This window comes from Rhodovulum sulfidophilum DSM 1374, assembly GCF_001633165.1.
Classification (GTDB): domain Bacteria; phylum Pseudomonadota; class Alphaproteobacteria; order Rhodobacterales; family Rhodobacteraceae; genus Rhodovulum; species Rhodovulum sulfidophilum.
Genome location: NZ_CP015418.1, coordinates 3,731,806 through 3,755,173, shown reverse-complemented (window position 1 = coordinate 3,755,173; position 23,368 = coordinate 3,731,806). Strand labels below are relative to the sequence as shown.

21 protein-coding genes and 1 tRNA gene are annotated in these 23,368 nt (G+C 69.0%); 4 read left to right on the top strand and 18 right to left on the bottom strand.

The window, feature by feature from the left end:
• Window positions 1-31: 31 nt before the first annotated feature.
• Together A6W98_RS17505 and A6W98_RS17500 are read left to right on the top strand one after the other, a co-directional pair.
• The gene (locus tag A6W98_RS17505; RefSeq protein WP_042463805.1) at window positions 32-634 is read left to right on the top strand and encodes a uracil-DNA glycosylase family protein; all 603 of its coding nucleotides are present in this window, start codon (window positions 32-34) and stop codon (window positions 632-634) included.
• Entirely contained in the window at window positions 631-1,437 is an 807-nt protein-coding gene (locus A6W98_RS17500; protein WP_052678105.1) for an SseB family protein, read from the top strand. Before A6W98_RS17505 ends, A6W98_RS17500 begins: the two co-directional genes overlap by 4 nt.
• Before the next feature lie 149 nt (window positions 1,438-1,586).
• Here the strand turns inward: A6W98_RS17500 and A6W98_RS17495 are convergent, their stop codons facing one another.
• The 9 genes from A6W98_RS17495 to ggt all read right to left on the bottom strand — a co-directional run bounded on the left by A6W98_RS17495 (window position 1,587) and on the right by ggt (window position 12,129).
• A complete protein-coding gene (locus A6W98_RS17495; protein ID WP_042463804.1) occupies window positions 1,587-2,519 on the bottom strand; it encodes a 2-hydroxyacid dehydrogenase in 933 nt (310 codons plus the stop codon).
• Complete coding sequence (gene rodA / locus A6W98_RS17490; protein ID WP_042463803.1) at window positions 2,519-3,664, bottom strand: rod shape-determining protein RodA; 1,146 nt, start codon at window positions 3,662-3,664, stop codon at window positions 2,519-2,521. Before rodA ends, A6W98_RS17495 begins: the two co-directional genes overlap by 1 nt.
• Complete coding sequence (gene mrdA, locus A6W98_RS17485; RefSeq protein ID WP_042463801.1) at window positions 3,661-5,607, bottom strand: penicillin-binding protein 2; 1,947 nt, start codon at window positions 5,605-5,607, stop codon at window positions 3,661-3,663. Before mrdA ends, rodA begins: the two co-directional genes overlap by 4 nt.
• Entirely contained in the window at window positions 5,604-6,143 is a 540-nt protein-coding gene (locus A6W98_RS17480; RefSeq protein ID WP_042463799.1) for a hypothetical protein, read from the bottom strand. Before A6W98_RS17480 ends, mrdA begins: the two co-directional genes overlap by 4 nt.
• Window positions 6,136-7,059, bottom strand: coding sequence for a rod shape-determining protein MreC (gene mreC / locus A6W98_RS17475; protein ID WP_042463797.1), 924 nt, complete (start codon window positions 7,057-7,059; stop codon window positions 6,136-6,138). The genes A6W98_RS17480 and mreC overlap by 8 nt, the downstream gene beginning before the upstream one ends.
• Before the next feature lie 47 nt (window positions 7,060-7,106).
• The gene (locus A6W98_RS17470; RefSeq protein ID WP_042463794.1) at window positions 7,107-8,144 is read right to left on the bottom strand and encodes a rod shape-determining protein; all 1,038 of its coding nucleotides are present in this window, start codon (window positions 8,142-8,144) and stop codon (window positions 7,107-7,109) included.
• A 73-nt stretch (window positions 8,145-8,217) separates the two neighbouring features.
• Entirely contained in the window at window positions 8,218-8,343 is a 126-nt protein-coding gene (locus A6W98_RS22170) for a hypothetical protein (RefSeq protein ID WP_264580079.1), read from the bottom strand.
• A gap of 65 nt (window positions 8,344-8,408) precedes the next feature.
• Window positions 8,409-9,968, bottom strand: a complete 1,560-nt coding sequence (locus tag A6W98_RS17465) for a 2-isopropylmalate synthase (protein WP_042463791.1) — start codon at window positions 9,966-9,968, stop codon at window positions 8,409-8,411.
• Between the two features lie 352 nt (window positions 9,969-10,320).
• A complete protein-coding gene (ggt, locus tag A6W98_RS17460; protein WP_406678829.1) occupies window positions 10,321-12,129 on the bottom strand; it encodes a gamma-glutamyltransferase in 1,809 nt (602 codons plus the stop codon).
• A gap of 198 nt (window positions 12,130-12,327) precedes the next feature.
• Between ggt and A6W98_RS22165 the strand changes: the two genes are divergently transcribed.
• Both A6W98_RS22165 and A6W98_RS17455 read left to right on the top strand, forming a co-directional pair.
• The gene (locus A6W98_RS22165; RefSeq protein WP_264580078.1) at window positions 12,328-12,462 is read left to right on the top strand and encodes a hypothetical protein; all 135 of its coding nucleotides are present in this window, start codon (window positions 12,328-12,330) and stop codon (window positions 12,460-12,462) included.
• 700 nt (window positions 12,463-13,162) lie between these two features.
• A tRNA-Met gene (locus A6W98_RS17455) sits at window positions 13,163-13,239 on the top strand.
• A 484-nt stretch (window positions 13,240-13,723) separates the two neighbouring features.
• Here the strand turns inward: A6W98_RS17455 and cobD are convergent.
• The 9 genes from cobD to A6W98_RS17415 form a co-directional block, all read right to left on the bottom strand.
• Window positions 13,724-14,704 carry a threonine-phosphate decarboxylase CobD gene (gene cobD / locus A6W98_RS17450; protein ID WP_042463785.1) on the bottom strand — a complete coding sequence of 327 codons (981 nt, stop codon included), beginning with the start codon at window positions 14,702-14,704 and terminating at the stop codon, window positions 13,724-13,726.
• 3 nt (window positions 14,705-14,707) lie between these two features.
• Complete coding sequence (gene cbiB / locus A6W98_RS17445; protein WP_042463782.1) at window positions 14,708-15,655, bottom strand: adenosylcobinamide-phosphate synthase CbiB; 948 nt, start codon at window positions 15,653-15,655, stop codon at window positions 14,708-14,710.
• Window positions 15,652-16,449 (bottom strand): GHMP family kinase ATP-binding protein, encoded by a 798-nt coding sequence (locus A6W98_RS17440; RefSeq protein ID WP_231098304.1) that lies wholly within the window; start codon window positions 16,447-16,449, stop codon window positions 15,652-15,654. The genes cbiB and A6W98_RS17440 overlap by 4 nt, the downstream gene beginning before the upstream one ends.
• Window positions 16,450-17,448: 999 nt before the next feature.
• A complete protein-coding gene (locus tag A6W98_RS17435; protein WP_042463776.1) occupies window positions 17,449-17,973 on the bottom strand; it encodes a cytochrome b in 525 nt (174 codons plus the stop codon).
• A gap of 403 nt (window positions 17,974-18,376) precedes the next feature.
• Window positions 18,377-19,633 carry a PQQ-dependent sugar dehydrogenase gene (locus tag A6W98_RS17430; protein WP_042463773.1) on the bottom strand — a complete coding sequence of 419 codons (1,257 nt, stop codon included), beginning with the start codon at window positions 19,631-19,633 and terminating at the stop codon, window positions 18,377-18,379.
• A 149-nt stretch (window positions 19,634-19,782) separates the two neighbouring features.
• Window positions 19,783-19,944 (bottom strand): hypothetical protein, encoded by a 162-nt coding sequence (locus A6W98_RS21545; RefSeq protein ID WP_168161838.1) that lies wholly within the window; start codon window positions 19,942-19,944, stop codon window positions 19,783-19,785.
• A gap of 32 nt (window positions 19,945-19,976) precedes the next feature.
• Window positions 19,977-21,317: an amidase gene (locus A6W98_RS17425; RefSeq protein WP_042463770.1), complete on the bottom strand. Its 1,341-nt coding sequence runs from the start codon at window positions 21,315-21,317 to the stop codon at window positions 19,977-19,979.
• A 10-nt stretch (window positions 21,318-21,327) separates the two neighbouring features.
• Complete coding sequence (locus tag A6W98_RS17420) at window positions 21,328-22,743, bottom strand: TRAP transporter large permease (RefSeq protein WP_042463768.1); 1,416 nt, start codon at window positions 22,741-22,743, stop codon at window positions 21,328-21,330.
• On the bottom strand, window positions 22,740-23,324 hold the full coding sequence (locus A6W98_RS17415) for a TRAP transporter small permease subunit (RefSeq protein ID WP_042463766.1): 585 nt from the start codon (window positions 23,322-23,324) through the stop codon (window positions 22,740-22,742). Before A6W98_RS17415 ends, A6W98_RS17420 begins: the two co-directional genes overlap by 4 nt.
• Window positions 23,325-23,368 lie beyond the last annotated feature (44 nt).

Sequence of the window (23,368 nt, the reverse complement as noted above, 5' to 3'; positions counted from 1 at the left end):
CGGGCCGCCGGTTTTGCCCTAGGTCGGGGCCATGACCGTCGCCCCCGACCTTCTGCGCAGCCGTATCGCGGCCTGTCGGCTTTGTGCGCCGCGCTTCGCCGCAACGGCAACGGGCCATGCGCCGCGCCCGGTGCCTTGGTTCGGCCCGGCGCCGCGCATCCTTGTCTGCGGTCAGGCACCGGGACTGCGCGTGCACAAGGCCGGGCGGCCGTTCTTCGATCCGTCGGGCGACCGGCTCCGAAGCTGGATGGGCATCGACAACGAGACCTTCTACGACCTTTCCCGGGTTTCGGTGCTGCCGATGGCCTTCTGTTTCCCCGGCTATGACGATGCGGGTGCCGACCTGCCGCCGCCCGCGCTCTGTGCCGAGACCTGGCACCGGGCCGTTCTCGCCGCGCTCGGCCCTGTGCCGCTGACCCTGCTGATCGGCGGCTACGCCCAGCGCTGGCATCTCGGAGCCGCGGCACGGCGGGGCGTGACCGCCACGGTTCAGGGCTGGCGCGCCCATGCGCCGCAAGTCTTCCCCTTGCCACATCCCTCCTGGCGCAATACCGCCTGGCTCAAACGCAATCCCTGGTTCGAGGCCGACCTCCTGCCCGTCCTCCGCCAGCGCGTCGCAGAGGTTCTCGCATGACCGCCGAAACGCCCCCCGCGGCCCCGCAGCCCGTGTCCCCGCTCGACCGCGCCCATGCCGCGATGACCGCCGCGCCCGAAGATCCGTCGCTGCGGCTGGTCTATTACGGCCGTCTGGCTGCCACCGAGCTGGTGCTGCTGCTCGACCGCGAGGCCGAGGACGACGACCGGATCGCGCCCAGCGTCTTCGAGCTCGAGGAGGGCCGCGTCGTTCTGGCCTTCGCCGATGAGGGGCGGCTGACCGATTTCACCGGTGCGCCTTCGCCCTATGCGGCGATGCCGGGCCGGAGGCTGGCGGAGATGCTGACCGCGGAGGGGCTGGGCCTCGGCATCGATCTCGGCGGCGCGACGGCCGAACTCCTTCCGCCCGAGGCCGTTGCCTGGTGGGCCGAGATGCTGGCCGCGACGCCCGAGACGCTCGATCTCGTCCCCGAGGCGCTGACCCCGCCGGGCGATCTGCCCGCGCCGCTGCTCGCCGCGCTCGATACCTGCCTCGCGGGGATGGGCGGGCTTGCCGCCCGCGCCTGGCTTGCGGGGCTCCGCCATCCGGACGGGGCCACGAGCCTGCTGCTTGCCTTCCTCGACCCGGCCGAGGGGGCCGAGCCCGCGCTTGCGCGCGCGGTCTCCGAGGCGGTCCGCTTCAGCGGGCTCGAAACCGCCGCGCTCGATCTGGCCTTCTTCCCCGCCAGCGGGCCGATGGCCACGCATCTCGCCCGGCTCGGTCTCCGCATCGACCTGCCCGCGCCCGAGCCCATGACCGAAACCCCGCTGATCGATCCCGACGAGCCGCCGCGACTGCGCTGAGCCCCTTCCGCACCGCCGCCTGGGCTTCTTCTTGGCGAAAATACCCCCCCCCGCCGGAGGCACCGCGCGCATGGTCGCGCGCGGCCCGGCCCAAGGCCGGACAAGCGAGGCAAAAGCCCCGCGCGGGCCGGGGGCGGCAGCGTCCGGGTTCAGTACCCCCGCGCCCGGTCGACCCGGAACAGCAGCGCCTCGCCCGCTTCCGCGCGGCGCACATTCTCGGCGATCACCCGCGCCGCCGAGGCGGGCCGGGTCTCTGAGGCGACATGCGGCGTCACCGTCACCCGCGGATGGTGCCAGAACGGATGGTCGGGCGGCAGCGGCTCGGTCCGGAAAACGTCAAGCGTGGCGTGGCCGAGCCGACCGGCATCCAGCGCGGCCAGCACCGCCGCCTCGTCGATCAGCGCCCCCCGGCCCGGATTGAGCAGCACCGCGCCCTCGGGCAGCCAGGACAGCCGCTCGGCATCGATCAGCCCTTCGGTCTCGGGCGTCCGGGGCAGCAGCAGCACGACGATCCCGGCCTGCTCCAGCACCGGGCGCAGCCCCTCCGCGCCGTGATGGCAATCGATCCCCGGCACCGCGCGGGGCGTCCGGCTCCAGCCCAGCACCCGGAACCGAAGCGCGGCCAGCGCCTCGGCACAGGCCCGGCCCAGCGCGCCCAGACCCAGCACCGCGACCGTCCGGTCGCGCGCGAGCGGCGGCACGCGCTGATCCCAATGCGGCTCGGTCGCGCAAATGTAGCGGTCAAATCCCAGATGATGGCGCAGCACATGGCCCGTCACCCATTCGACCATGCCCTCCTCGAGACCGGCATCGACCATCCGGCAGAGCGGCTGGGTCAGGGTCGGGTTGCCGACCACCGTCTCGACCCCGGCCCAGAGGCTCAGCACCGCCTTCGCGCCGGTGAAGGGCGTGAAATCCGACAGCCCGCCCCCGGGCGCGAAGACCACATAGTCGATGGCCGCCGGATCGCCGGTTCCGGTAACGACCTCGGCCTCGATACCCGCCTCGTCGAGGGCACGGGCCAGGGGCGCGCGATACTCGGCCCAGAGCCCGGGCGGCGCCGAGAACAGGATCCTGACCATCAGCGCCCCCGCGGCCGGTGGATATGCGCGCTCTGCACCAGCCCGAAGGCCGCCAGCAGCACCAGCATCGCCGAGCCGCCATAGGAGACCAGCGGCAGCGGCACCCCCACCACCGGGGCGAGCCCCATCACCATCGACATGTTGACCGCGAAGAACAGGAAGAAGGTGGCCGCGATCCCCAGCGTCAGCAGCGACGAGAAGCGGTCCCGGTTCTGCATCGCCGACGAGATGCAGAAGACGATGATCAGCACGTAAAGCGCCAGCAGGGACATCCCGCCGATAAAGCCGAATTCCTCGGCCAGGGTGGTGAAGATGAAGTCGGTATGCTTTTCGGGCAGGAAATTCAGCCGCGACTGGGTGCCCTGCATGAAGCCCCGCCCCGCCCAGCCGCCCGATCCCAGCGCGATCTTCGACTGGGTGATGTGATAGCCCGCGCCCAGCGGATCGGTGGAGGGATCGAGGAAGGTGTCGATGCGGCGGAACTGGTAGTCCTTCAGCAATTGCCAGGGCGTGCCGCGACTGGCGAAGACCGCCGTGACGAGCCCGGTGCCCGCGGCGATCACCACCGCGAAATAGGCCCAGTGCACGCCCGCGAGAAACATGATGATGCCGCCCCCCGCGATCAGCAGCAGCGCGGTGCCCAGATCGGGCTGCTTGAGCACCAGCGCCGTCGGCAGCAGGATCAGCAGAACCGGAAGCGCCACGAATTGCGGCTTTGACACATGGCGTATGTCGAGCCAGTCGTAATAGGCCGCCAGCATCATCACCAGGGTGATCTTCGACAGCTCCGAGGGCTGCAGCCGGACCACGCCGAGATCGATCCAGCGTTGCGCGCCCATCCCCACCGAGCCGAAGAAATCGACCGCGATCAGCAGCAGAACCGAGATCCCGTAGGCCAGCGCCGCCATGTTGCGCCAGAACCAGATCGGCACGAAGGCGACGGTGAACATCACCGCCATTCCCAGCGCAAAGCGCTTCATCTGCGGATCGGCCCAGGGCTCGAGCCGGCCGCCCGCCACCGAATAGAGCATCATGAAGCCGATCCCGGCCACGGCGGTCAGAAGCAGCACCAGCGCCCAGTTGACGTAAAGCACCTTCGACAGGCCCGTCGGCACGCGCTTGACGTTGTATTCGAGATAGCTCATGCGCGGCCCCTTCCGCCCGAAGACCGCGATCCGGGGTCGCGCAGAGGCAGGTCGCGCAGCCGCCGCTCGGCCTCCCAGCGGTCGCTTTCGGGATAGGCATCGCCCGGCGGCACCCTGCCATAAAGCGCGCGCAGCGTGAGGTCGCGGGCGATGGGCGCGGCCACGGCCGAACCGCCGCCGCCATGCTCGACCACGACCGCGATCGCGACCCTGGGCGCCTCGACCGGCGCAAAGGCCACGAACAGCGCATGATCGCGCCGCTCCCAGGGCAGGTCCTCGTTGCGGAAGACCCCCGCGGCGCGTTCGGCAGCGGTGATGTTGCGCACCTGGCTGGTGCCGGTCTTGCCCGCCATCGCCATGCCGTCGGCCACCACCCGCGACCGCCGGCCGGTGCCGCGCCGCGAATTGACCACCGCGTCCATGCCCTTGCGGATGCGCTCGAGGTTGACCGGCTTGATGTCGAGCGGCGCGCCCGCGCCCGAGGGCTGTTCGACCCCGTCGATCGAGCGCAGGAGCCGCGGTGTGACCGCGCGTCCGGTGGCGATCCGCGCGGACATCACCGCCAGCTGCAGCGGCGTCGCCAGGACATAGCCCTGACCGATCGACGCGTTCAGCGTGTCGCCGACCTGCCAGTCCTGCCCGTATCGTGCGCGTTTCCAGGCGCGATCCGGCGCCAGGCCTTCGCCCACGGCCGACAGCGGCAGATCGTGATGCACGCCCAGCCCCAGCTTGCGGGCCATCGCCGCGATATTGTCGATCCCGACGCGCTGGCCGATGTCGTAGTAATAGACGTCGCAGGATTGCTGCAGGCTTTCGGTCAGATTGACATGACCATGCCCGCCCCGGCGCCAGCAATGGAAGCGTCTGTCGCCGAGTTTCAGGAAGCCCGGGCACCAGACGGTTTCGTCAGGGGTGATGACCCCGGCTTCCAGCGCCGCCAGCGCGGTCACCAGCTTGAAGGTCGAGCCGGGCGGGTAGGCGCCCTGGACCGCCTTGTTCGAGAGCGGTCGGAAGGGCGTCTCGGTCAGCGCCCGGTAATCGGCGACCGAAATGCCCTGGACGAACTTGTTGGGATCGAAGCTTGGCGAAGAGGCGATGCCCAGCACGTCGCCATGCTGCAGGTCGAGGACCACGGCCGCCGCACTTTCCTCGCCAAGGCGGGCCTGCATGAAGTTCTGCAGCCCGGCATCGATGGTCAGTTGCAGGTCCGATCCGGGCTGGCCGTCGATCCGGTCGAGCTCGCGGATCACCCGGCCCGCGGCATTGACCTCGATCCGGCGGGTCCCGGCCTTGCCGCGCAACAGCTCTTCTTCCTTGGCCTCGACCCCGGTCTTGCCGATCTGGAAGCGCGGGATCTGTAGCAGCGGGTCGGGATCCTCGAGCTTCGACAGGTCGTAATCGGAAACCGGGCCCACATAGCCCACGATATGGGCGAAATCCGGCCCCATCGGGTAATGCCGCGACTGCCCGACCTCGGGGGCGATGCCGGGCAGGACCGGCGCGTTCACCGCGACGCTTGCCACCTCTTCCCAGCGCATCCGGTCGGCGATGGTCACCGGCACGAAGGGGCTGTGGCGGCGGATCTCCTTCAGCGCGCGTTCGACCGTTTCGTCGTCGAGCTGCACCAGACGGGTCAGCCGCGCCAGCGCCTGTTCCGGGTCGCCCGCATCCTCGCGCACGATGACGATCCGGTAATTCTGGTCGTTTTCGGCGATCACATGGCCCTGGCGGTCGTAGAGGATGCCGCGGGCGGGCGGGATCAGGCGGATGTTGATCCGGTTCTCTTCGGCCAGCAGACGGAATTCGGCCGCCTGGGTCACCTGCAGCTGCCGCATCCGGAGCGCCAGAACCCCGGCAAAGAGCGCCTGCGCTCCGCCCATGATCAGCGTGCGGCGGCCGATCCGGCGGTTGCTTTCCTCGGCTTCCCGTTGCGACCGCTTCATCGGCCAATCCCCCTTGGGTCGAGATCGCCCGGCGTCACCCGGCGCACCCCAAGCGCATAGCGCGACACCGCGGCGACCAGCGGATAGGCCAGCGCCGTTGCCAGCGCCAGGAACATCAGCCGTCCGAAATCGGCCTCCGGCACCGAGAACAGCGCCAGCACCACCCCCTCGGTCAGAAAGATCGCGAATATCGTGGCCGCGGTCACCAGCCACTCCGATCCGAAGGCGGTTTCGACCGAGACATGCTGGCGCGCGCGCAAAAACTCCGAGCCGACCAGCACCAGGGCGGTCATCAGCCCGGGCGGCCGCATCAGCAGCATGTCGAGCATCAGGAAGACGCCGGCGATCAGCCAGGGCGGCAGGTAGTCGGGCCGGCGTTGCAGCCAGGCCAGGGTCAGGCACAGCATCCAGTCTGGGGCGGGCAGGCGGCCGGGCCGGGTTTCGAGCGGCAGGATCATCACGAACACCGTCATGACCGCAATTCCGAGAAAGACCAGCCGGTAGACCCAGCGGTCGAGGGTGGTCGGGTCAACCATTGCCGGGATCTCCGCCGGTACCGGCCGCCGGGGCGGGGATCGGCGGCGGCCCGACCGGCCCCGGGATCACCAGCGCGCCGGGATCGCTGATCCTCTCATTGGCATGGCTTCTGAGCACCCGCAGGAATTCGAGCCGGTCATATTCGGCGGCAAGCCGCACCCGAAGCCTCTGGTCGCGGCCAAGCGCGAGATGGCCGACCAGCAGACCGGCGGGGAACACGCCGCCGTCGCCCGAGGAAACGACCCGGTCGCCGGGGCGCACCAAGGCGGGGTCCTCGACGAAATCGAGGACGGGGGCGGAGGAATTGTCGCCCGACAGCACCGCGCGCTGACCCGAGGGCTGGATCGTTACCGGCAGCCGGCTGTTGGAATCGGTCAGCAGGATCACCCGCGCCGTGGTCTTGCCCACGCCCGAGACCCGGCCCACCAGACCAAGCCCGTCGGTGGTGGCCCAGCCGTCGAGGATGCCGTCGCGGGCGCCCACGTTCAGCAGGACCGATTGCCGGAAGGGCGAGCCGCTATCGGCCATCACCACACCGGTGACATAGGTCAGGCTGGGGTCGAGCCGCACATTGTTCAGATCCAGAAGCTTGGCGTTTTCCTGCTCGAGCTGCAGCGCCGCCTCCTTCCAGGCCTTCATCTGCCGCAGCTCGCGGCGCAGTTCCTGGTTCTGCTCGGCGAGGCGGGCATAGGACTGGAAGCCCTCGATCAGCTCGGCGCCCTTGGTGATCGGCGCCATCGCCCAGTCAAAGCCGGGCACGACCCGGTCGATCAGCGCGGCGCGCATCCGTTCGACCCTGGGGCTGTCGATGCGCCAGAGCACGAACAGCGCGACCAGCACGAAGACGGTCCCGCCGATCAGGATACGGCGGATCGGGCGGGCATAGTCGATCTGGGCGTTGCGATCTGCGGCCAAGTCTGCCTCGTTTGCGGCACGCGCGGCCAGCCCGGGTCAGGCCGGGCTCAGCTTTCGTAATCTATCACATGCCGAAGCTGTTTTTCGTATTCCAGTGCCTTGCCGGTGCCGAGCGCCACACAATTGAGTGACTCGTCGGCGACCGAAATGCCCAGCCCCGTCTGTTCGCGCAGGGCGAGGTCGAGCTCGCCAAGAAGTGCGCCGCCGCCCGTGAGCATCACGCCGCGGTCGACGATATCCGCGGCCAGATCGGGCGGCGTGGCCTCGAGCGCGGTCATCACCGCCTCGCAGATCTGCTGTACGGGTTCGGCCAGGGCCTCGGCGATCTGGGCCTGGTTGATCTCGATTTCCTTGGGCACGCCGTTCAGAAGGTCGCGGCCGCGGATATGCATGACCGCGCCGCGCCCGTCATCGGGCATCCGGGCCGAGCCGATCGAGGTCTTGATGCGTTCCGCCGTGGCCTCGCCGATCAGGATGTTCTGCTGGCGACGCAGGTAGTTGATGATGCCGTCATCCATCCGGTCGCCGCCGACGCGGACCGAGCGCGCATAGACGATGTCGCCCAGGCTGAGCACCGCGACCTCGGTCGTGCCGCCGCCGATATCGACGACCATGGACCCGGTCGGATCGGTGATCGGCATGCCCGCGCCGATGGCCGCGGCGATCGGTTCCGCGATCAGGCCCGCGCGGCGGGCGCCCGCCGACAGAACCGACTGGCGGATCGCGCGTTTCTCGACCGGGGTGGCGCCATGGGGCACGCAGACGATGATCTTGGGCTTGGTGAAGGTGGTGCGCTTGTGGACCTTGCGGATGAAATACTTGATCATCTCTTCGGCCACGTCGAAATCGGCGATCACGCCTTCGCGCATCGGCCGGATCGCCTCGATCGAGCCGGGCGTGCGGCCCAGCATCAGCTTGGCGTCCTCGCCGACGGCCAGCACCTGCTTGCGCCCGTCCTTGACGTGGAAGGCCACCACCGAGGGCTCGTTGAGGATGATGCCGCGTCCCTTGACATAGACGAGCGTGTTCGCCGTGCCGAGGTCGATCGCCATGTCCGACGAGAACAATCCGCCAAATCCTACCATGTCGTGGGGTCCTGCAATTGAAAGTCCGGGGCCGCGAGTCAAGCATCGAGTCAAGCATCGGGACCGGCCCACGTTATAGGCGGTCGGCGGCGGCGCGGTAAAGGGCGCATTCTTCCGGCCGGAAGCGCATTTCCGCCGCTTTCACAAATCGAACATTTGCCACCGGCGCATCGCGGTTCTGCTCGATTCCGAATTTCATTTTTCCGATATTTTCCTGTCGGGGCAGCGGCGATAGGCCAACCGCCCCGACAGCGGGGCCGCAGATCAGATCGCGGCCAGGTTCCCTTCGGGCTTGGTCTTCTCGCGCCGGACCATCAGCCGATTCAGGGCGTTCACATAGGCCTTGGCGCTGGCCACGACGGTGTCGGTGTCCGAGGCCTGGCCGGTCGCGATCTTGCCGTCCTCGGACAGCCGGACGCTGACCGTGGCCTGGGCGTCGGTCCCGCCGGTGACGGCATGCACCTGGTAAAGCTCCAGATGCGCGTCATGTTCGATCAGCTGCTTGACCGCGGCAAAGGTGGCGTCGACCGGCCCGTCGCCCTGCGCCGTCACCCGGTGCTCGACCCCGTCGACCGAGAGGATCAGGTCGGCCGATTGCGGCGCCTCGGTGCCGCAGATCACCCGCAGGAACTTGACCTGGATGCGGTCATGCTCGGCGTCCAGATCGCTGTCGCGCATCAGCGCCAGCAGGTCGTCGTCATAGACCTCCTTCTTGCGGTCGGCGAGCGCCTTGAACCGCACGAAGACGTCCTTCAACTGATTGTCGCCCAGATCGAAGCCCAGCTCCTTCATCTTCGAGCGCAGCGCGGCGCGGCCCGAATGCTTGCCCATCACCAGGTTGGTGGCGTTCAGCCCGATATCGGCGGGGCGCATGATCTCGAAGGTCTCGGCATTCTTCAGCACGCCATCCTGGTGGATGCCGGATTCATGCGCGAAGGCGTTCTTGCCGACGATGGCCTTGTTGAACTGCACCGGAAAGCCCGAGACGGTGGCGACCTTGCGGCTCAGCCCCATGATCTTGGTCGTGTCGATCCCGGTCCGGAAGGGCATGATGTCGTTGCGCACCTTCAGCGCCATCACCACCTCTTCCAGCGCGGTGTTGCCCGCGCGTTCGCCGAGCCCGTTGATGGTGCATTCGATCTGCCGGGCGCCCGCCTCGACCGCCGCCAGCGCGTTCGCCGTCGCCATGCCCAGGTCGTTGTGGCAGTGCGTGGCAAAGACGATCTCGTCGGCGCCGGGCACGCGTTCCAGCAGCATCTCGATCAGCTTCGCGCTTTCGCGGGGCGCGGTATAGCCCACCGTGTCGGGGATGTTGATGGTGGTGGCGCCCGCCCTGATCGCGGTCTCGACCACGCGGCAGAGGTAATCGCGCTCGGTCCGGGTCGCGTCCATCGGCGACCATTGCACGTCGTCGCAGAGGTTGCGGGCATGGGCCACGGTCGCCTCGATCCGCTCGACCATCTCGTCCTGCGTCAGCGCGGTGATGTCGCGATGCAGCGGCGATGTGCCGATGAAGGTGTGGATGCGCGGCCGGGCCGCATGCTGGACGGCCTCCCAGGCGCGGTCGATATCGGGCAGCTGGGCGCGGGCCAGCCCGCAGATCACCGCGTTCTTCGACAGTTTCGCGATGTCGCGTACCGCCTCGAAATCGCCTTCCGAGGCGATCGGAAAGCCCGCCTCGATGATGTCGACGCCCATCTCGTCGAGCATCGCCGCGATTTCCAGCTTTTCGTCATGGGTCATGGTGGCGCCGGGGCTTTGTTCGCCGTCGCGCAGGGTGGTATCGAAAATCAGGACGCGGTCCTGGTGCGAACTCTCGCTCATGACAGATTCTCTCTTTTCTTTAGCCTTGGGGGAATGCGGCGCGAAAAATACCCTCTGAGCGGTCGCGCCTTCTCGGCACGCTCAGAGGCGGCTAAGGAGAAGAAGAAGGCCGAGGGACCGCATCCGCGCGGGCCGCGCGGCGAAAGGCGTGATATGTCCGTGGCGTTCCATGGCCGGGATTATAGGCGGCACAGTCGGGCAGGGAAAGAGGGTTTTGCGTTTCGCTCTGCGCGGCGTGGCAGCGGCCCGGGGCAGGGCGGGTCGCGCATGGGACGTTTGCACCATGCGCGATCTGACGGGTCGGCCTGTCGCGATGACGCCATAGGCCGCCCGCGAAATCTTCGGGCCTTCCTCAGCGGCCCAGCGCGATGCCCTCGCGGCGTGGGTCGGCGCCGCCTTGCAGCGTCTCCCCGACCGAGATCGCGTGCAGCCCCGAATTCAGCTCGCGCGTCCCGACCTCGAAGCCGAGCGCGGCCAGCGGTTCGGCCAGGTCCTCGGCCGATGTGCCCGCTTCCAGATCGTAGGTGCCGAAGCGGTTGAGAAGATGCGGCATCGCCACGGCCTGCTGCACGTCCATTCCCCAGTCCAGATGCGCCACGATGGCCTGAGCGACATAGCCGATGATCCGGCTGCCGCCCGGGCTGCCGATCACCAGCGAGGGCTTGCCGTCGGTCAGAACGATGGTCGGCGCCATCGACGAGCGCGGCCGCTTGCCGGGCTCGACCCGGTTGGCGATGGGCCGGCCGTCCTCATGGGTCCGGAACGAGAAATCGGTCAGTTCATTGTTCAGAAGAAAGCCGCGCACGAAAAGCCGCGAGCCGAAGCCGTTCTCGATGGTCGTGGTCATCGACAGCGCATTGCCCTGGGCGTCGACGATCGAGATATGCGAGGTCGAGGGAAACTCGATCGAGCGGTCATCGGCCCAAAGCCTCGCATGATCCCAGCCGGGCTTGCCGGGGGCGGTCTCGGGCAGCGCGTCGTCGCCTTCCAGAAGCCTGGCGCGCCCGGCCAGATAGGCGGGGTCTAGAAGCCCTTTTGCGGGCACCGGCACGAAATCGGAATCGGCCATGTAGCGGCCGCGATCGGCGAAGGCCAGCCGTGAGGCATCGCCGATCAGCCGCCAGCTGTCGGCCGCCTCGGGGCCGAGCCCCGCCAGATCGTAGGGCGCCAGCAGGCCGAGGATCTGGCCCACGGTCAGCCCGCCCGAGGAAGGCGGCCCCATCCCGCAGATCTCGTGCCCGCGATAGGGGGCACAGACCGGCGCGCGTTCCTTCACCCGGTAAAGCGCCAGATCGACGGTCGAAAGAAGCCCCGGATTGTCCTCGGCCCCGCGCACGGCGGCGACGATGTCCTCGGCGATGGCGCCGGTATAGAAGGCGCGGCTGCCGTCGCGCGCGATCTGGCGCAGCGTGTCGGCATAGGCCGGGTTGACGAGCTCCGTGCCCGCCGAGACGGGGGCGCCGCCGGGGAAGAAATAGGCCTCGGTCGCGGGGTGGCGGCGCAGGCGGTCCTCATCGCCGGCCACCAGCTCTGCCAGCCGGGGCGAGACCTGAAAGCCCCCCTCGGCCAGGCCGATGCCCGCGTCGAACAGGTCGGGCCAGGCGATCCGGCCCCAGCGCCGATGCGCCTCTTCCATCAGCATCGGCGTGCCGGGCGTCCCGACCGAGCGCCCGCCCACGACCGCATCGTAAAAGGCCAGGGGCTCGCCCTCGGGCGTCTGGAACAGCTGCGGTGTCGCCGCCAGAGGCGCGGTCTCGCGCCCGTCAAGCGTGGTCGACTCGCCGGTTTCGGCGTCGTACCACAGCAGGAAGGCGCCGCCGCCAAGCCCCGAGGATTGCGGCTCGACCAGACCCAGCACGGTCTGCACCGCGACCATGGCATCGGCCGCGCTGCCGCCCTGGGCGAGGATCTCCGCGCCCGCTTCGACCGCCAAGGGGTTGGCAGCGGCGAGCATCCAGTCCCGGGCCTCGGTCGGGCGGCCCGCCTCACGGTTGTCCCAGGCGGCGCGGGCCTCGGGCGAAAGACCGGCAAAGGCCTCGGCCGCGGATGTCGCCGATTCGGGGGCGACGGCATCGGCCGCCTCCTGTGCGGCGGCTGTGCTGGCAAAAGCGGTCAGCAGCAGGGCAATCGGCCAGTTCGGCATCTCGGTATCCTCCCTCATCGGTGCATGTTTGACCCAACCTACACGTCAGGGGCGAGATGCCGAAGCGCCGGGCTGCGTGACCTAGCGGAAGCCCGCGGCCCTTCGCCGGTTGGCCGGAGCTCGAGCCGGGGCGCGCGGCAGGAACGGGCGTTTCGAGGTGGGGCATCGGAAGGGACCACAGCGATTCGGGTCCGGTTGGGCGCGGGGTCGCTCCTCTTGCGGCTGACGCCCCGGCCCGACCGCATCGCGGATCTCTGCCAGAGCCTGACGGTTGCGCCGCCGGTCTTGCCCCGGGACGAGACCGATGCGCATGGCAACCGCGTCACCGGGCTGGACGACGGGAGCGGGTGACATGTGAAAGCCGTTTCACGCTGAAGAGGCGGCCCGGGCCGAATGGACCTGCGGGCGGGGCTCCCGGATCGTCCGGAAATGCCATTGCTCGAGGTCGCGGCTTTCGCGGCGGCGCTCGATCCCTCCGGCGGGCGTTTGCGCAGTTTCCGGCGTCACTGATCCGGGCGGTGCAGGTGCGACTCTCTCGCAGGTTTCGACCGACCGCCGCCGCCTGGCTCGCGGAGGTGACGACGGCGTGCGGGCATTGGGCCTGTCGAGACCTGGCGGATCGCGGCGCGTTTCGTCAGCGGCGATCAGCTCGAAAGCGAGCCTCCGGGCGGGCCGCGCCACATGCATGCCCGGCCCGAAGCATCTGTGCCGGGGCCTGGCAGCTGCTGCGACGATGGTCATGCGGTCGGCGCGGGCCCCGTCGTTCTGGCCGTCGCGCCCGGCTGTAATAGCTGCGGCATGACCGTCTTTCTCTGTGGGGCTTCGCAGAGCCGGCCTGGCACATCGATGCCGCTGCGAGGCGGTTACGGCATCGGGGGCCCCCGGATTGGAAGAGCTGTCATTCGGGGTGTCCGACTGAGTCGGGGCAGGCCGCAGCAACGCTGGCGCCGCTGGTATCGGCCCTGCCGGAATGACGCGCCTCGCGGCCCGTTTTCCCGCCGAATTTGCTCTTGACGCCCCCGGCCACCTCCCTTACTCAGCGCGCACTCTTGGCGGAGTAGCTCAGTTGGTTAGAGCAGAGGAATCATAATCCTTGTGTCGGGGGTTCAAGTCCCTCCTCCGCTACCAATCCAAAATCATGGTTTCCAAACCGCAGGGTCCCTGCGGTTTATCGCCCTGCAGGGGCATCGTCAGAACGCCGGCCAGGTCTCCTGACGGATCAATCCTCAGGTCCGCTCTTTGGTCCTGCGATGCGCCTCCCCGGTGACCGGATCGCCTGCGACAACAACTGCTCCCATCAGGCGCTTGTCATGCGCATGGCTGTCGAAGCATCCAGATGAGCAACCCGGGCGGTTTCCGCTCGTTCATTCCAGGCGCGCAGCGGCAGGCGCGCGCTAACCACCTGCGGTGCCGAAGCGCCGCATGGCCGCCTTTGCGGAAACGTGCCGGCCACTTGGCTCGCGTGCGGACGGACAGGCCGAAGGCCTTCTTCGCCTCCGTGGTGCTTTGACCGGTGGCAATGCGGGCATTCCGATGCGGGGCGGTCATCCACGTGGGGCTCAGGCGCGCGTTTGCCGAATGCAGCCTGAACGCCCTTCGGGGATTTCGACGGCTAGAGAGCCTCTTCGAGCCTGTCCCATTCGGCTTCTGATCCCGGCAGCCCAAGGCGCAGCCAGCCCGCGGAATAGGGAAAGATCCGCGACCAGATCCAGGACCGGGCCAGCCGGGCCTGCGCCTCGGCCGCATCCTCCGTCTCATAGAGCCGGAACAGCGCCGTTCCGCCCAGCGGTCGCCAGCCCGCCGCTTCGGCCAGCGCGTCGGCACGGGCCGTCTCGGCACTCAGACGCGCCCGGCTGTCTGCCCGCCAGCCCGCATCGGCCAGCGCCAGCGCGCCCGCCTCGAGCGCCGGTCCCGAGACCGCCCAAGGCCCGGCCCGCCCCGCCAACGGCCCGAGCAGCGCCTCCGGCCCCAGCACAAAGCCGAGCCGGAGCCCCGCAAGACCGTAGAACTTGCCGAAGGAACGCAGTACCAGCACGTTTTCCAGGCAGCCGCCCGGCAGCAGAGACAGCTCCGGATGCGGGTCGGCAAAGCTCTCGTCGACGACCAGCACGCCCACCGTGGCGGCAATGGCACGCAGTGCCTCCGGCGCGAGGCGCCGCCCGTCGGGATTGTTCGGATTGACGATCACCGCCAGCCCCGCCCCCGCCAGCGCCTCGGCCGCGACAACGGTCTCGACCTTGCGGTCCACCGCCTCGAAAGCGCCTGCATATTCGTTATAGGTCGGCCCCAGCACCCGCACCGCGCCCTCGGGTGCCACGACCGGCAGAAGCTGGATCGCCGCCTGCGCCCCTGCCAGCGGCAGCAAGGGCCAGTCCGTCCCATAGGCGCCTTGCGCCGCGGCGCTCAGCCGGTCGATCGCGGCCCGGCCCGGCAGGTCGCAAAGCGCCGCAGCCGAGGCGGGCGGCGCGGGATAGGGCACCCGGTTGATGCCGGTCGAGAGATCGATCCAGTCGTCGGCTGTGCCGCCGAAGCTGGCCATCGCTCCGGAAAGATCGCCCCCATGATCGCGCCCGCGATCTTGTCCGTCCGCCATGCGTTATCCTCCGAAGATCCAGACCAGCGCCGCCAGTCCCAGTGCCAGCCCCGCCATCGCCCTGACATACAACCAGAGCCCCCGCCACAGATCGCCCGGCGCCGGGTCGGGCGCGCCCGCGTTCAGCCAGGGTTCGTCGCTGACCCGATCGCCATAGATCCGCGGCCCCGAGAGCCGCAGGCCGAGCCCGCCCGCCATCGCCGCCTCGGGCCAGCCGGCATTGGGCGAACGGTGCGCCCCGGCATCCCGCATCATTGTCCGCGCCGCCCGGGCCGGATGCCCGGCCACGAGGCAGAACAGAGCACCGGTCAGCCGCGCGGGCAGCAGATTGACCAGATCGTCCAGCCGCGCCGCGACCCGGCCGAAATCCTCGTAGCGATCGTTGCGATGCCCGATCATGCTGTCGAGCGTGTTCACCGCCTTGTAGCCCGCGATCCCCGGCAGCCCCAGCAGGACGCCCCAGAAGACCGGCGCCACGATCCCGTCCGAGGCGTTCTCGGCCAGGCTCTCAAGCGCCGCTCGGGCCAGCCCGGCCTGGTCAAGCCGCGCCGGATCGCGGCCGACGATCATCGAAACCGCCTCGCGCGCGCCCGCAAGATCGCCCGCCGCCAGCGGCTTCGCGACCCGGGCCACATGGTCGAAAAGGCTGCGCGAGGCCACCAGCGGCGCGGCCAGGATCCCGGTCAGCACCGTGCCCACCCAGCCGCCGGGCAGGATCGACACCAGCGCCCAGGCCGGCAGGACCGCCGCCGCCAGCGTCACCGCGACCGCAAGGGCGCCCAGCCGCCTGCGGGTCGCGGGCGCGTCGCCGGGGCGGTTCAGCCGCGCCTCGAGTGCCGCGATCAGCGCCCCGATCCAGGTCACGGGATGGCCAATCCGGGCATGAAGCCGGTCGGGCCAGCCGGCCCCCCCCTCGATGGCCAGCGCCACCAGCATCGCCGCCGCGCTCATCGCCCGCCTCCGCCGGTGCGGAACCGCAGCACCTGCCCGAGACCTGCCGCACGCAGCGCCGCCTCGGTCCCGGCCGGGGCCGTTCCCGGTGCGAAAAGCAGCCCCTGCGCGGCACCGGTATGGGCGGCCACTAGCCCCAGCGCGCCGAGGTTACGGCCCAGTTCAAGCAGCGGAGCGGGGTCGGGACCGCCGCGCAGGGCGTGGCAGCGGCGGGCGCTTTCGGTGGCAAGCCGCGCCCGCCCGGCCGGATCGGGCGGGCTCCGCCAGGCCTCGACCAGATCCGAGATGTCGGCGAAAGCGGTATCGGCCGGATCGGTCCGCTGCCCCTTGCCGCAGAACCCGCCCACCACCTCGAAAGCGGGCTCCGGCGGCAGTCTGTCCAACACCCGTGCCGCGCGCGGCGCCCAAAGCAGGCGGCCGGGCGCGGGATGCATCAGCGGATCGGTCGCGCCTTCCAGCGCGAGGCAGAGCGCGGCTTCCTCCTCGGCCGAAAGCGCATGCCGGGCGAGACAGCGGATCGCCGCCAGCAGCGCCGCGGTCGAGGCTCCGGCCCCGCCGCCGGGCGGCATGCCCGCGTGAAGGCGCATCCGCCCCGGCCGGGTCCCGAGACGGGCGGCAAGCGTCATGAATTGCGCGCGGCTCAGGACCGGGCGCTTGCCCTGCCAGAGCCCCGGCATGCGCCCGGGATACCGGACCGCGCGCAGTTCCAGCGCCGGGCAGGGCACGGTCACCAGGGCAAGCGGCCCGTCGACCCCGAGCCGCCCCTGCAGGAATTCGCCGAAATGCCCGGCCACGCGCGCGCCAGGGCGGAGGGTGGTGGCGGGACGCCGGACAGACGCAGAGGGCAGGCAAACGGGCATCGAAACATCCGCGAGGCAGGACCGGCCTTCGCAATGGCATTCCCTGCGGGGGGATGCAACGGCTGGGCGTCACCGCCGACCGCTGTCGTGCCGAACCTGACAGGCCGCTGAAAAACGTCTTGCGGCGATCCTTGTCGTCAAATTCACCGGCCCCCAGCGCGATGAGCACTGTGCAACGCAACGAGAGAAACCGGGAATGGAGTGTTCTGATACCAACGCCTTCGTCTCATCACTTTTCAGCGGCCTGCCAAAGGATACGAATGGCGCATCCGTGCCCGGAGCCGCTGCCCGCCGCCATGTCGGATCTATCGCCAACCGGACCCACCCGAAATGCCGGGCCGCGCAGGATGCCCCGGGGCGGGCGGCCGGTCCCGCCCGATCCAGAAGGCGGGACGGTTTGCCTGAACAGGTTGCGGGTCTTCCTCATGTGGTTTTGCGCCTCGGTCAGGCCGTTGTCCTCTTCGGCGGCTGATGGGGGAAGCAGGCTTGATCGGGCGTTCTGCCATCAAACGAGGAATGGCGTCGGCTGCTGTCGAAGCCGATCTGACACGGCCAATCCCGGTACAGGCTTCGGAGATGCCGACACGGGCACGTAGGTGAACCTCGTTATATTTGATGCTCCACCAGAGGCGTTCGAAGAAGGCATTGTCGCTGTGGGCCCGTTTGGTGAGCCGGTGCGGCCGGAAGTCCTTCCCGTCCAGGAAGAGGGGCCGTGACCCGCCCCCATTGCGCGTTTGGGAAGGGAGCGTCTGCACAAAGTCGCCGCCTTTTGCGCTCCTGAAAGGAAGCTGGGGCGATGTGGGGATCCTTTGAAGGAAGACGGGAGCTTGCACCCGAGAGGATAGGCGCGGCCTGCGGGACCGATCGGCCCGCAGGCCGCGCCGCGCCTTCCTGCCGGTCAGGGAAAGGTCGGCACGGGAGGCGCGTTCCGGCTTACATCATCCGGCTCAGGATGTTGCTTCTCCACCGGAACTTGTGCAGGGCGACCGCCGCGACATGGATCGCGATCAGCGCAATCAGCAGGTTGGCCGCGGCCTCGTGCATCTCGGCGGCGTTGCCCGACTGCAGGAACCAGGCCACCGCGCCGACCACCGGCATTGCCAGCAGCAACAGGTAGAAGGCGGCATGCGTCAGGCGCGCCAGCGTCGCAGCCCAGCCGGGTTCGGCGGCCGGAAGGGCGGGGACCCCCTCGTCGCGGCGCAGCTTGAGCCGCCAGACCATCAGGGCGAGGATCGCGAGGCCGAACAGGATGTGGCCGGTGGCGGTGGGCGAATAGACCCAGTCGCCGGTTTTCATGCCGCGGCCGAAATCGCGGCCGATGGCGTCGAAGACGAGAAACTGGGCGGCGACCAGGACGACCACGCCCCAATGGGCGAGTTTCTGTCGGAAGGAATAGGTCTCGGGGGCTGCGCGGGCGCCGCCTTCGGTTGCGGGAGGGCTGGCTTTGGTATCGGACATCTCCGTCTCCTTGCTGGCTCGAGCGCCTGCGCTCCGCCCGGGGCGGGCGGGCATGTTCAGGGCGCCGGTACGGTGCGCAGACTGCGTCTGCCTCGGGGCCGGATCAAGAAAATTTATTGTGTATGATCAGAGTTTTGGCCCTTCAGTTCCCGGTCAGCTTGAGGGCCTAGCATGCCCGGTTGCGGCGCCTGCCGGAGGCCGCTCCGGCGACCTCAGGCCGGCGCGCGGCAGAGCGCCCGGCGCGGATCAGGGGGCGCCTCCTGAGCGGGCTTGCCGAAGACAGGCTGCCGCGGGCGAGGCCGGCAAAGTGCCGGGCCGCGACGATCCGCTTGCCGCCAAGACCGCGCCAGTGCCGGTCACGATCTGCGCCTCCGCCCCCGGCAACCCTGCCGCGAGGGGCGCGTCACATCCCGTCATACCAGATCCGGTAGAGCGCGCCCGCCATGTCATCCGAGACCAGGAGCGAGCCGTCGCGAAGCTGGGCCACATCGACCGGACGGCCCAGATATTCGCCATTGGCGTCGATCCAGCCTTCGGCGAAGGGCTCGGTGCTGGCGCTGCCATCCTCGGCGATGCGCGTGACCATCACCCGCGCGCCGATCGGTTCGGTTCGGTTCCAGGACCCGTGCTGGGCCGAGAAGATCGCGCCGCGATACTCTTCGGGAAACATGCCGCCGGTATAGAAGGTCATGCCCAGATCGGCGGCATGGGCGACGGTCTCGACCGCGGGCATCACCACCTCGAGGGGGATCTCCTCGTCCGCATAGTCATCGGTGCGCACATCGCCGCCGCCATACCAGGGATAGCCGAAATGCTGGCCCATCTCGGTCTGGTGGTTGATCTCGCCCGGCGGGATGTCGTCGCCCATGCCGTCGACCTGGTTGTCGGTGAACCACAGATCGCCCGTCGCCGGGTCGAAATCATGCCCGACCGAGTTGCGGATGCCGGTGGTATAGACCTCGCGCCCGGTGCCGTCGGTCTTCATCCGGATGATGCCGCCGATGCCGATCTCGCGGTACAGCTCCAGCTTGTCCCTTGGCGTCACGTTGAAGGGCTGGCCGAGCGAGATGTAGATCCTGCCATCCGGGCCGATCCGGCAGACCCGCGCGGTGTGGTTGTAGCTTTCCTCCCCGGGCGGGATCAGCTCGCCCTGCGGCACGAGGCTGAAGGCCGCCACATCGGGGCTTTCATAGAAGAACTCGGCGGCCGGAAACAGCAGCACGCGGTTCTGCTCGGCGATATAAAGGAAGCCGTCCTTCGAGAAGCAGGGCCCGTTCGGGATCGCGAATGTCAGCGAGGGCGCGAAATCCTTCACCTCGTCGGCGATGCGGTCCTTGTTGCGGTCGGTCACGGCCCAGACCTTGTCCTTGCGGGTGCCGACGAAGGTGGCGATGCCCTGCGGGCCGACCGCCATGTGCCGCGCATCGGGCACCACCGCGTAAAGCCCGATCCTGAAGCCCGGCGGCAGCGTGATGCGTTCCAGCGTCTTGCGGATGCCCTCGGCATAGGGGCCGTCCTGCTCGACATAGGTGAAGTCGGTGGTGCCGGTGGTCCGGAAATTCCCGAGCTTTTCCAGATTGTCGGGCACATCCGTCGATTGCGCGACGGCGGGCAGGGCAAGCGCGACCCAGATGGCCGCGCCGATCAAGGTGGTCTTCATCTTTCCTCCCTCCGGGGGCTCCCCGTTTCCGGCCCGCGATCCTCCCTGGCGGGCTGGCCCGAATGCTAACACGCGGCCCGGGGGCGGCCTATCCGGAATTTGTCGGTTTCGTCAGGAAGAAAGCCGTTACCCGCCAGTGCCTTGGCAGGTCAGTCGCGGCGGTTCCGGGCAGCCAGGACCAGATCGGTCGCGACCAGCGCGAGGGTGATGCCGATCACCGCCCAAAGGTCGGGATGGGGGACCTCGAGGGCGAGGATGCCGACGAAGCCCGCGAAGGCGATGAAGGCGACGGCGGCAAGCATGCGGTCCATCGGCGGTCCTTTCCCTGTGGGCCGGGCGGGGCTCAGGCCCCCGCAGCCCAGTCGTAAAGCCATTGCGCGCTGCGCAGCAGTCGGGCGTCGCCGCCGCGCGGGCCGACCAGCTGCACCCCCATCGGCAGGCCGTTCCCGGCGGTCAGGATCGGCACCGTCACCGCGGGCGTGCCGCAAAGCGTCCAGAGCCCGTTGAAGATCGGATCGCCGGTCGTGCCGAGGCCCTCGGGGGCCGGTCCCGGCGCCGCGGGGCAGAGGATCGCGTCGCACCGGGTGAAGATCTCGTCCAGCGCGGCGTTCAGCACCCTGGGCCAGTCCAGCGCGGCCAGATAGTCGCGGGCGGGCATGTTTGCGCCCTCGTCGATGGCATCGCGGGTCTCGGCGCCAAGCAGATCGCGCCCGTCGCGGTCATAGCGGTAATAATGGCGCGCCATCTCGGCCATGTTGATCCGGGCACGCTGGGGGGCGGCCTCCTCGAAGGCCGGGGGCAGATCGAGGGCGAAGACCTGATCGCCAAGGGCGGCGGTCAGCTCGGCGAAGGCGGCATGGGTGTCGGGATCGGCCCGATCCCAGCCCGGGGGCCTGACGAAGGCGAAGACCGGCGGCAGCGGCGGCGTGCCGCGGGCGGTGTCGAGCAGCCGCGGCGGCGGGGCGAGGCGGCTGGCGGGGTCGGTCTCGTCGAAGCCGAACAGGGTCTCGGCCACCAGTGCCGCGCCCAGCGGATCGGCGGCGAAGACCCCCACAGTATCGAGACTGTGCGACTGCATCAGTACGCCGCGCCGCGGGATCGCACCGAAGCTGGGCTTGAAACCGGTCACGCCGCAGAAGGCCGCGGGACGGATGACCGAGCCGCCGGTCTGGGTGCCAAGCGCCAGCGGCACCATCGCATCGGCCACCGCCGAGGCCGAGCCGCTGGACGAGCCGCCCGGTGTATGCGCGGGGTTATGCGGGTTCCGGGTCTTGCCGGGATGCAGGAAGGCCAGCTCGGTCGTCACCGTCTTGCCGAGGATGAGCGCCCCCGCCGCCCGCAGCCTCTCGACCACGAAGGCGTCGCGCGCGGGCACCCGGCCGGCATCCAGCGCGCAGCCGTTCCCGGTCGGGATGCGGGCGGTGTCGATCATGTCCTTCAGCCCCACCGGCAGGCCGTGAAGCGGCCCCAGCGTCCGGCCCGAGGCGCGATGGGCATCGAGCCGCCGGGCCTGCTCGCGGGCGTAATCGGGGTCGATCCAGGCCCAGGCGCCGATCTCGGGCTCGCGCGCGGCGATCCGGGCCAGGCAGGCCTCGACCAGATCGAGCGCCGAAAGCGCGCCGCCTGCCAGCCGGTCGCGCAGCTCGACCGCCCCCAGATCCAGTGCCGTTTCGAGATCCTTCATGCCCGCGCCCTCATCCGTAAACCAGTTCGGGCAGAAAATAGACGATCTGCGGGAAGACGTACATCAAGACCATCGAGATCAGCACGCAGACGAGAAACGGCATCACGCCCCGGAAGATCTGGGTCAGCCTGACCTCGGGCGGCGCGATGCCCTTGAGGTAATAGGCCGACATCGCCATTGGCGGGGTCAGGAAGCTGGTCTGAAGGTTCAGCGCGACGAGGATGCCGAAGAACAGCGGGTCGATCTGGAAATATGCCAGCAGCGGCAGGAAGATCGGCACGAAGATGATGATGATCTCGGACCATTCGAGCGGCCAGCCCAGAAGGAAGATGATGATCTGCGCGAGGATCAGGAACTGCATCGGCGTCAGGTTCAGGCCTTCGACGAACTGGCCGATCAGCTGCTCGCCGCCCAGATAGGAGAACACCGCCGAGAAGGTGTAGGAGCCGACGAAAAGCCAGCACACCATCGCCGTGGTCCGGACCGTCAGATAGACGCTTTCGCGCAGCCGCTGCCAGTTGAGCGCGCGGTAGATGACGGCCAGCGCCAGCCCGCCCAGCGCGCCGACCGAGGCGGCCTCGGTCGGTGTCGCCAGCCCGAACAGGATCGAGCCCAGCACCGACGCGATCAGCACCGCGAGCGGCAGGAAGGAGGTCGCGATCTGCCACAGAAGACGCCCGAAGGGCATGTCGGGGATCTCGTCCGCCCTCGGGCGCGGTGCGGCCGAGGGCTGCAGGATGGACCGGCCCACCACATAGACGAGATACAGCCCGACCAGCGTCAGCCCGGGCAGAAGCGCGCCTGCGTAAAGCCGCACGATCGAGACATTGGTGGCCGCGGCATAGACGATCAGCATGATCGAGGGCGGGATCAGGATGCCCAGCGTGCCGCCCGCGCAGATGATGCCGCTGGCAAAGGCCGGATCGTAGCGCGCGCGCAGCATCGCGGGCAGCGCCAACAGCCCCATCAGCGTGACCACCGCGCCGACGATGCCGGTCGCGGTGGCAAACAGCGCGCAGGTGATCAGCGCCGCCACCCCCATCGAGCCCGGGATCTTCTTCGAGGCGATGTTGAGGGTGGAAAACAGCCGGTCGACGATATTGGCGCGCTCGACCACATAGCCCATGAACAGGAACAGCGGCACCGCCGTCAGCACCTCGTTCGACATCACCGTATAGGTCTGGTTCACGAAGAGATCGAAGATGCGGTTGTTGAAGAGGCCCTCGACCCAGCTCGTGATCCGGGTCCACATCCCGGCGGTCTCGTCCAGCCGGTCGAAGGCGCGCCACATCCGGCCGGCGTCGAAATAGGCGAAATAGCCGAAGCCCAGCCCCATCGCCATCAGGGTGAAGGCGATGGGAAACCCCAGGAACACGAAGACGATGAACAGCCCGAGCTGGATCAGGGCGACCTCCGGGTCGGTCATATATGCGGTCCCCTCTCGGCCTTGTCGGCCTCGCGCATCAGGATGTCCTCGGTCTCGAAGATGTCCTCCTCGGCCTCGAGCCATTCATTGCTGCGGATCGCGAGGAGGCAGCGCATCACCTGGGCGATGCCCTGGATGAACAGCAGCACGCCCGCGACCACGATCACGGTCTTGAACTGGTAGATCGGGATGCCCGCCGGGCTGTTGACCGAGACCTCGCCATAGCGCCATGACCGCGCGGCGTATTTCCAGCCCGCGAAGATCAGCGCCAGCACGCCGGGAAAGAAGGCGATGATGTAGAGCACCAGATCGACCATGGCCTGGGTCCGGGGCTGCCACAGCCGGTACAGGAAATCGCCCCGCACATGGCCGCCCCGCGACAGGGTATAGGCGCCGCCCATCATGAATAGCGTCCCGTACATGATGAAGGACACGTCCAGCGCCCAGGCGGTGGGGCTGTTCAGGACGTAGCGCACGAAGACCTCGTAGCCGGTCCCCAGTGCCATCAGCACGACCAGCCAGGCGAAGGCCTTGCCGAACCAGGCCGACAGCGCGTCGGCGAAACGGATGAACCCGACCATGAAACCTCCCCGCGCCCCATGAAGGCCCCCCGGCGCGTCGGCGG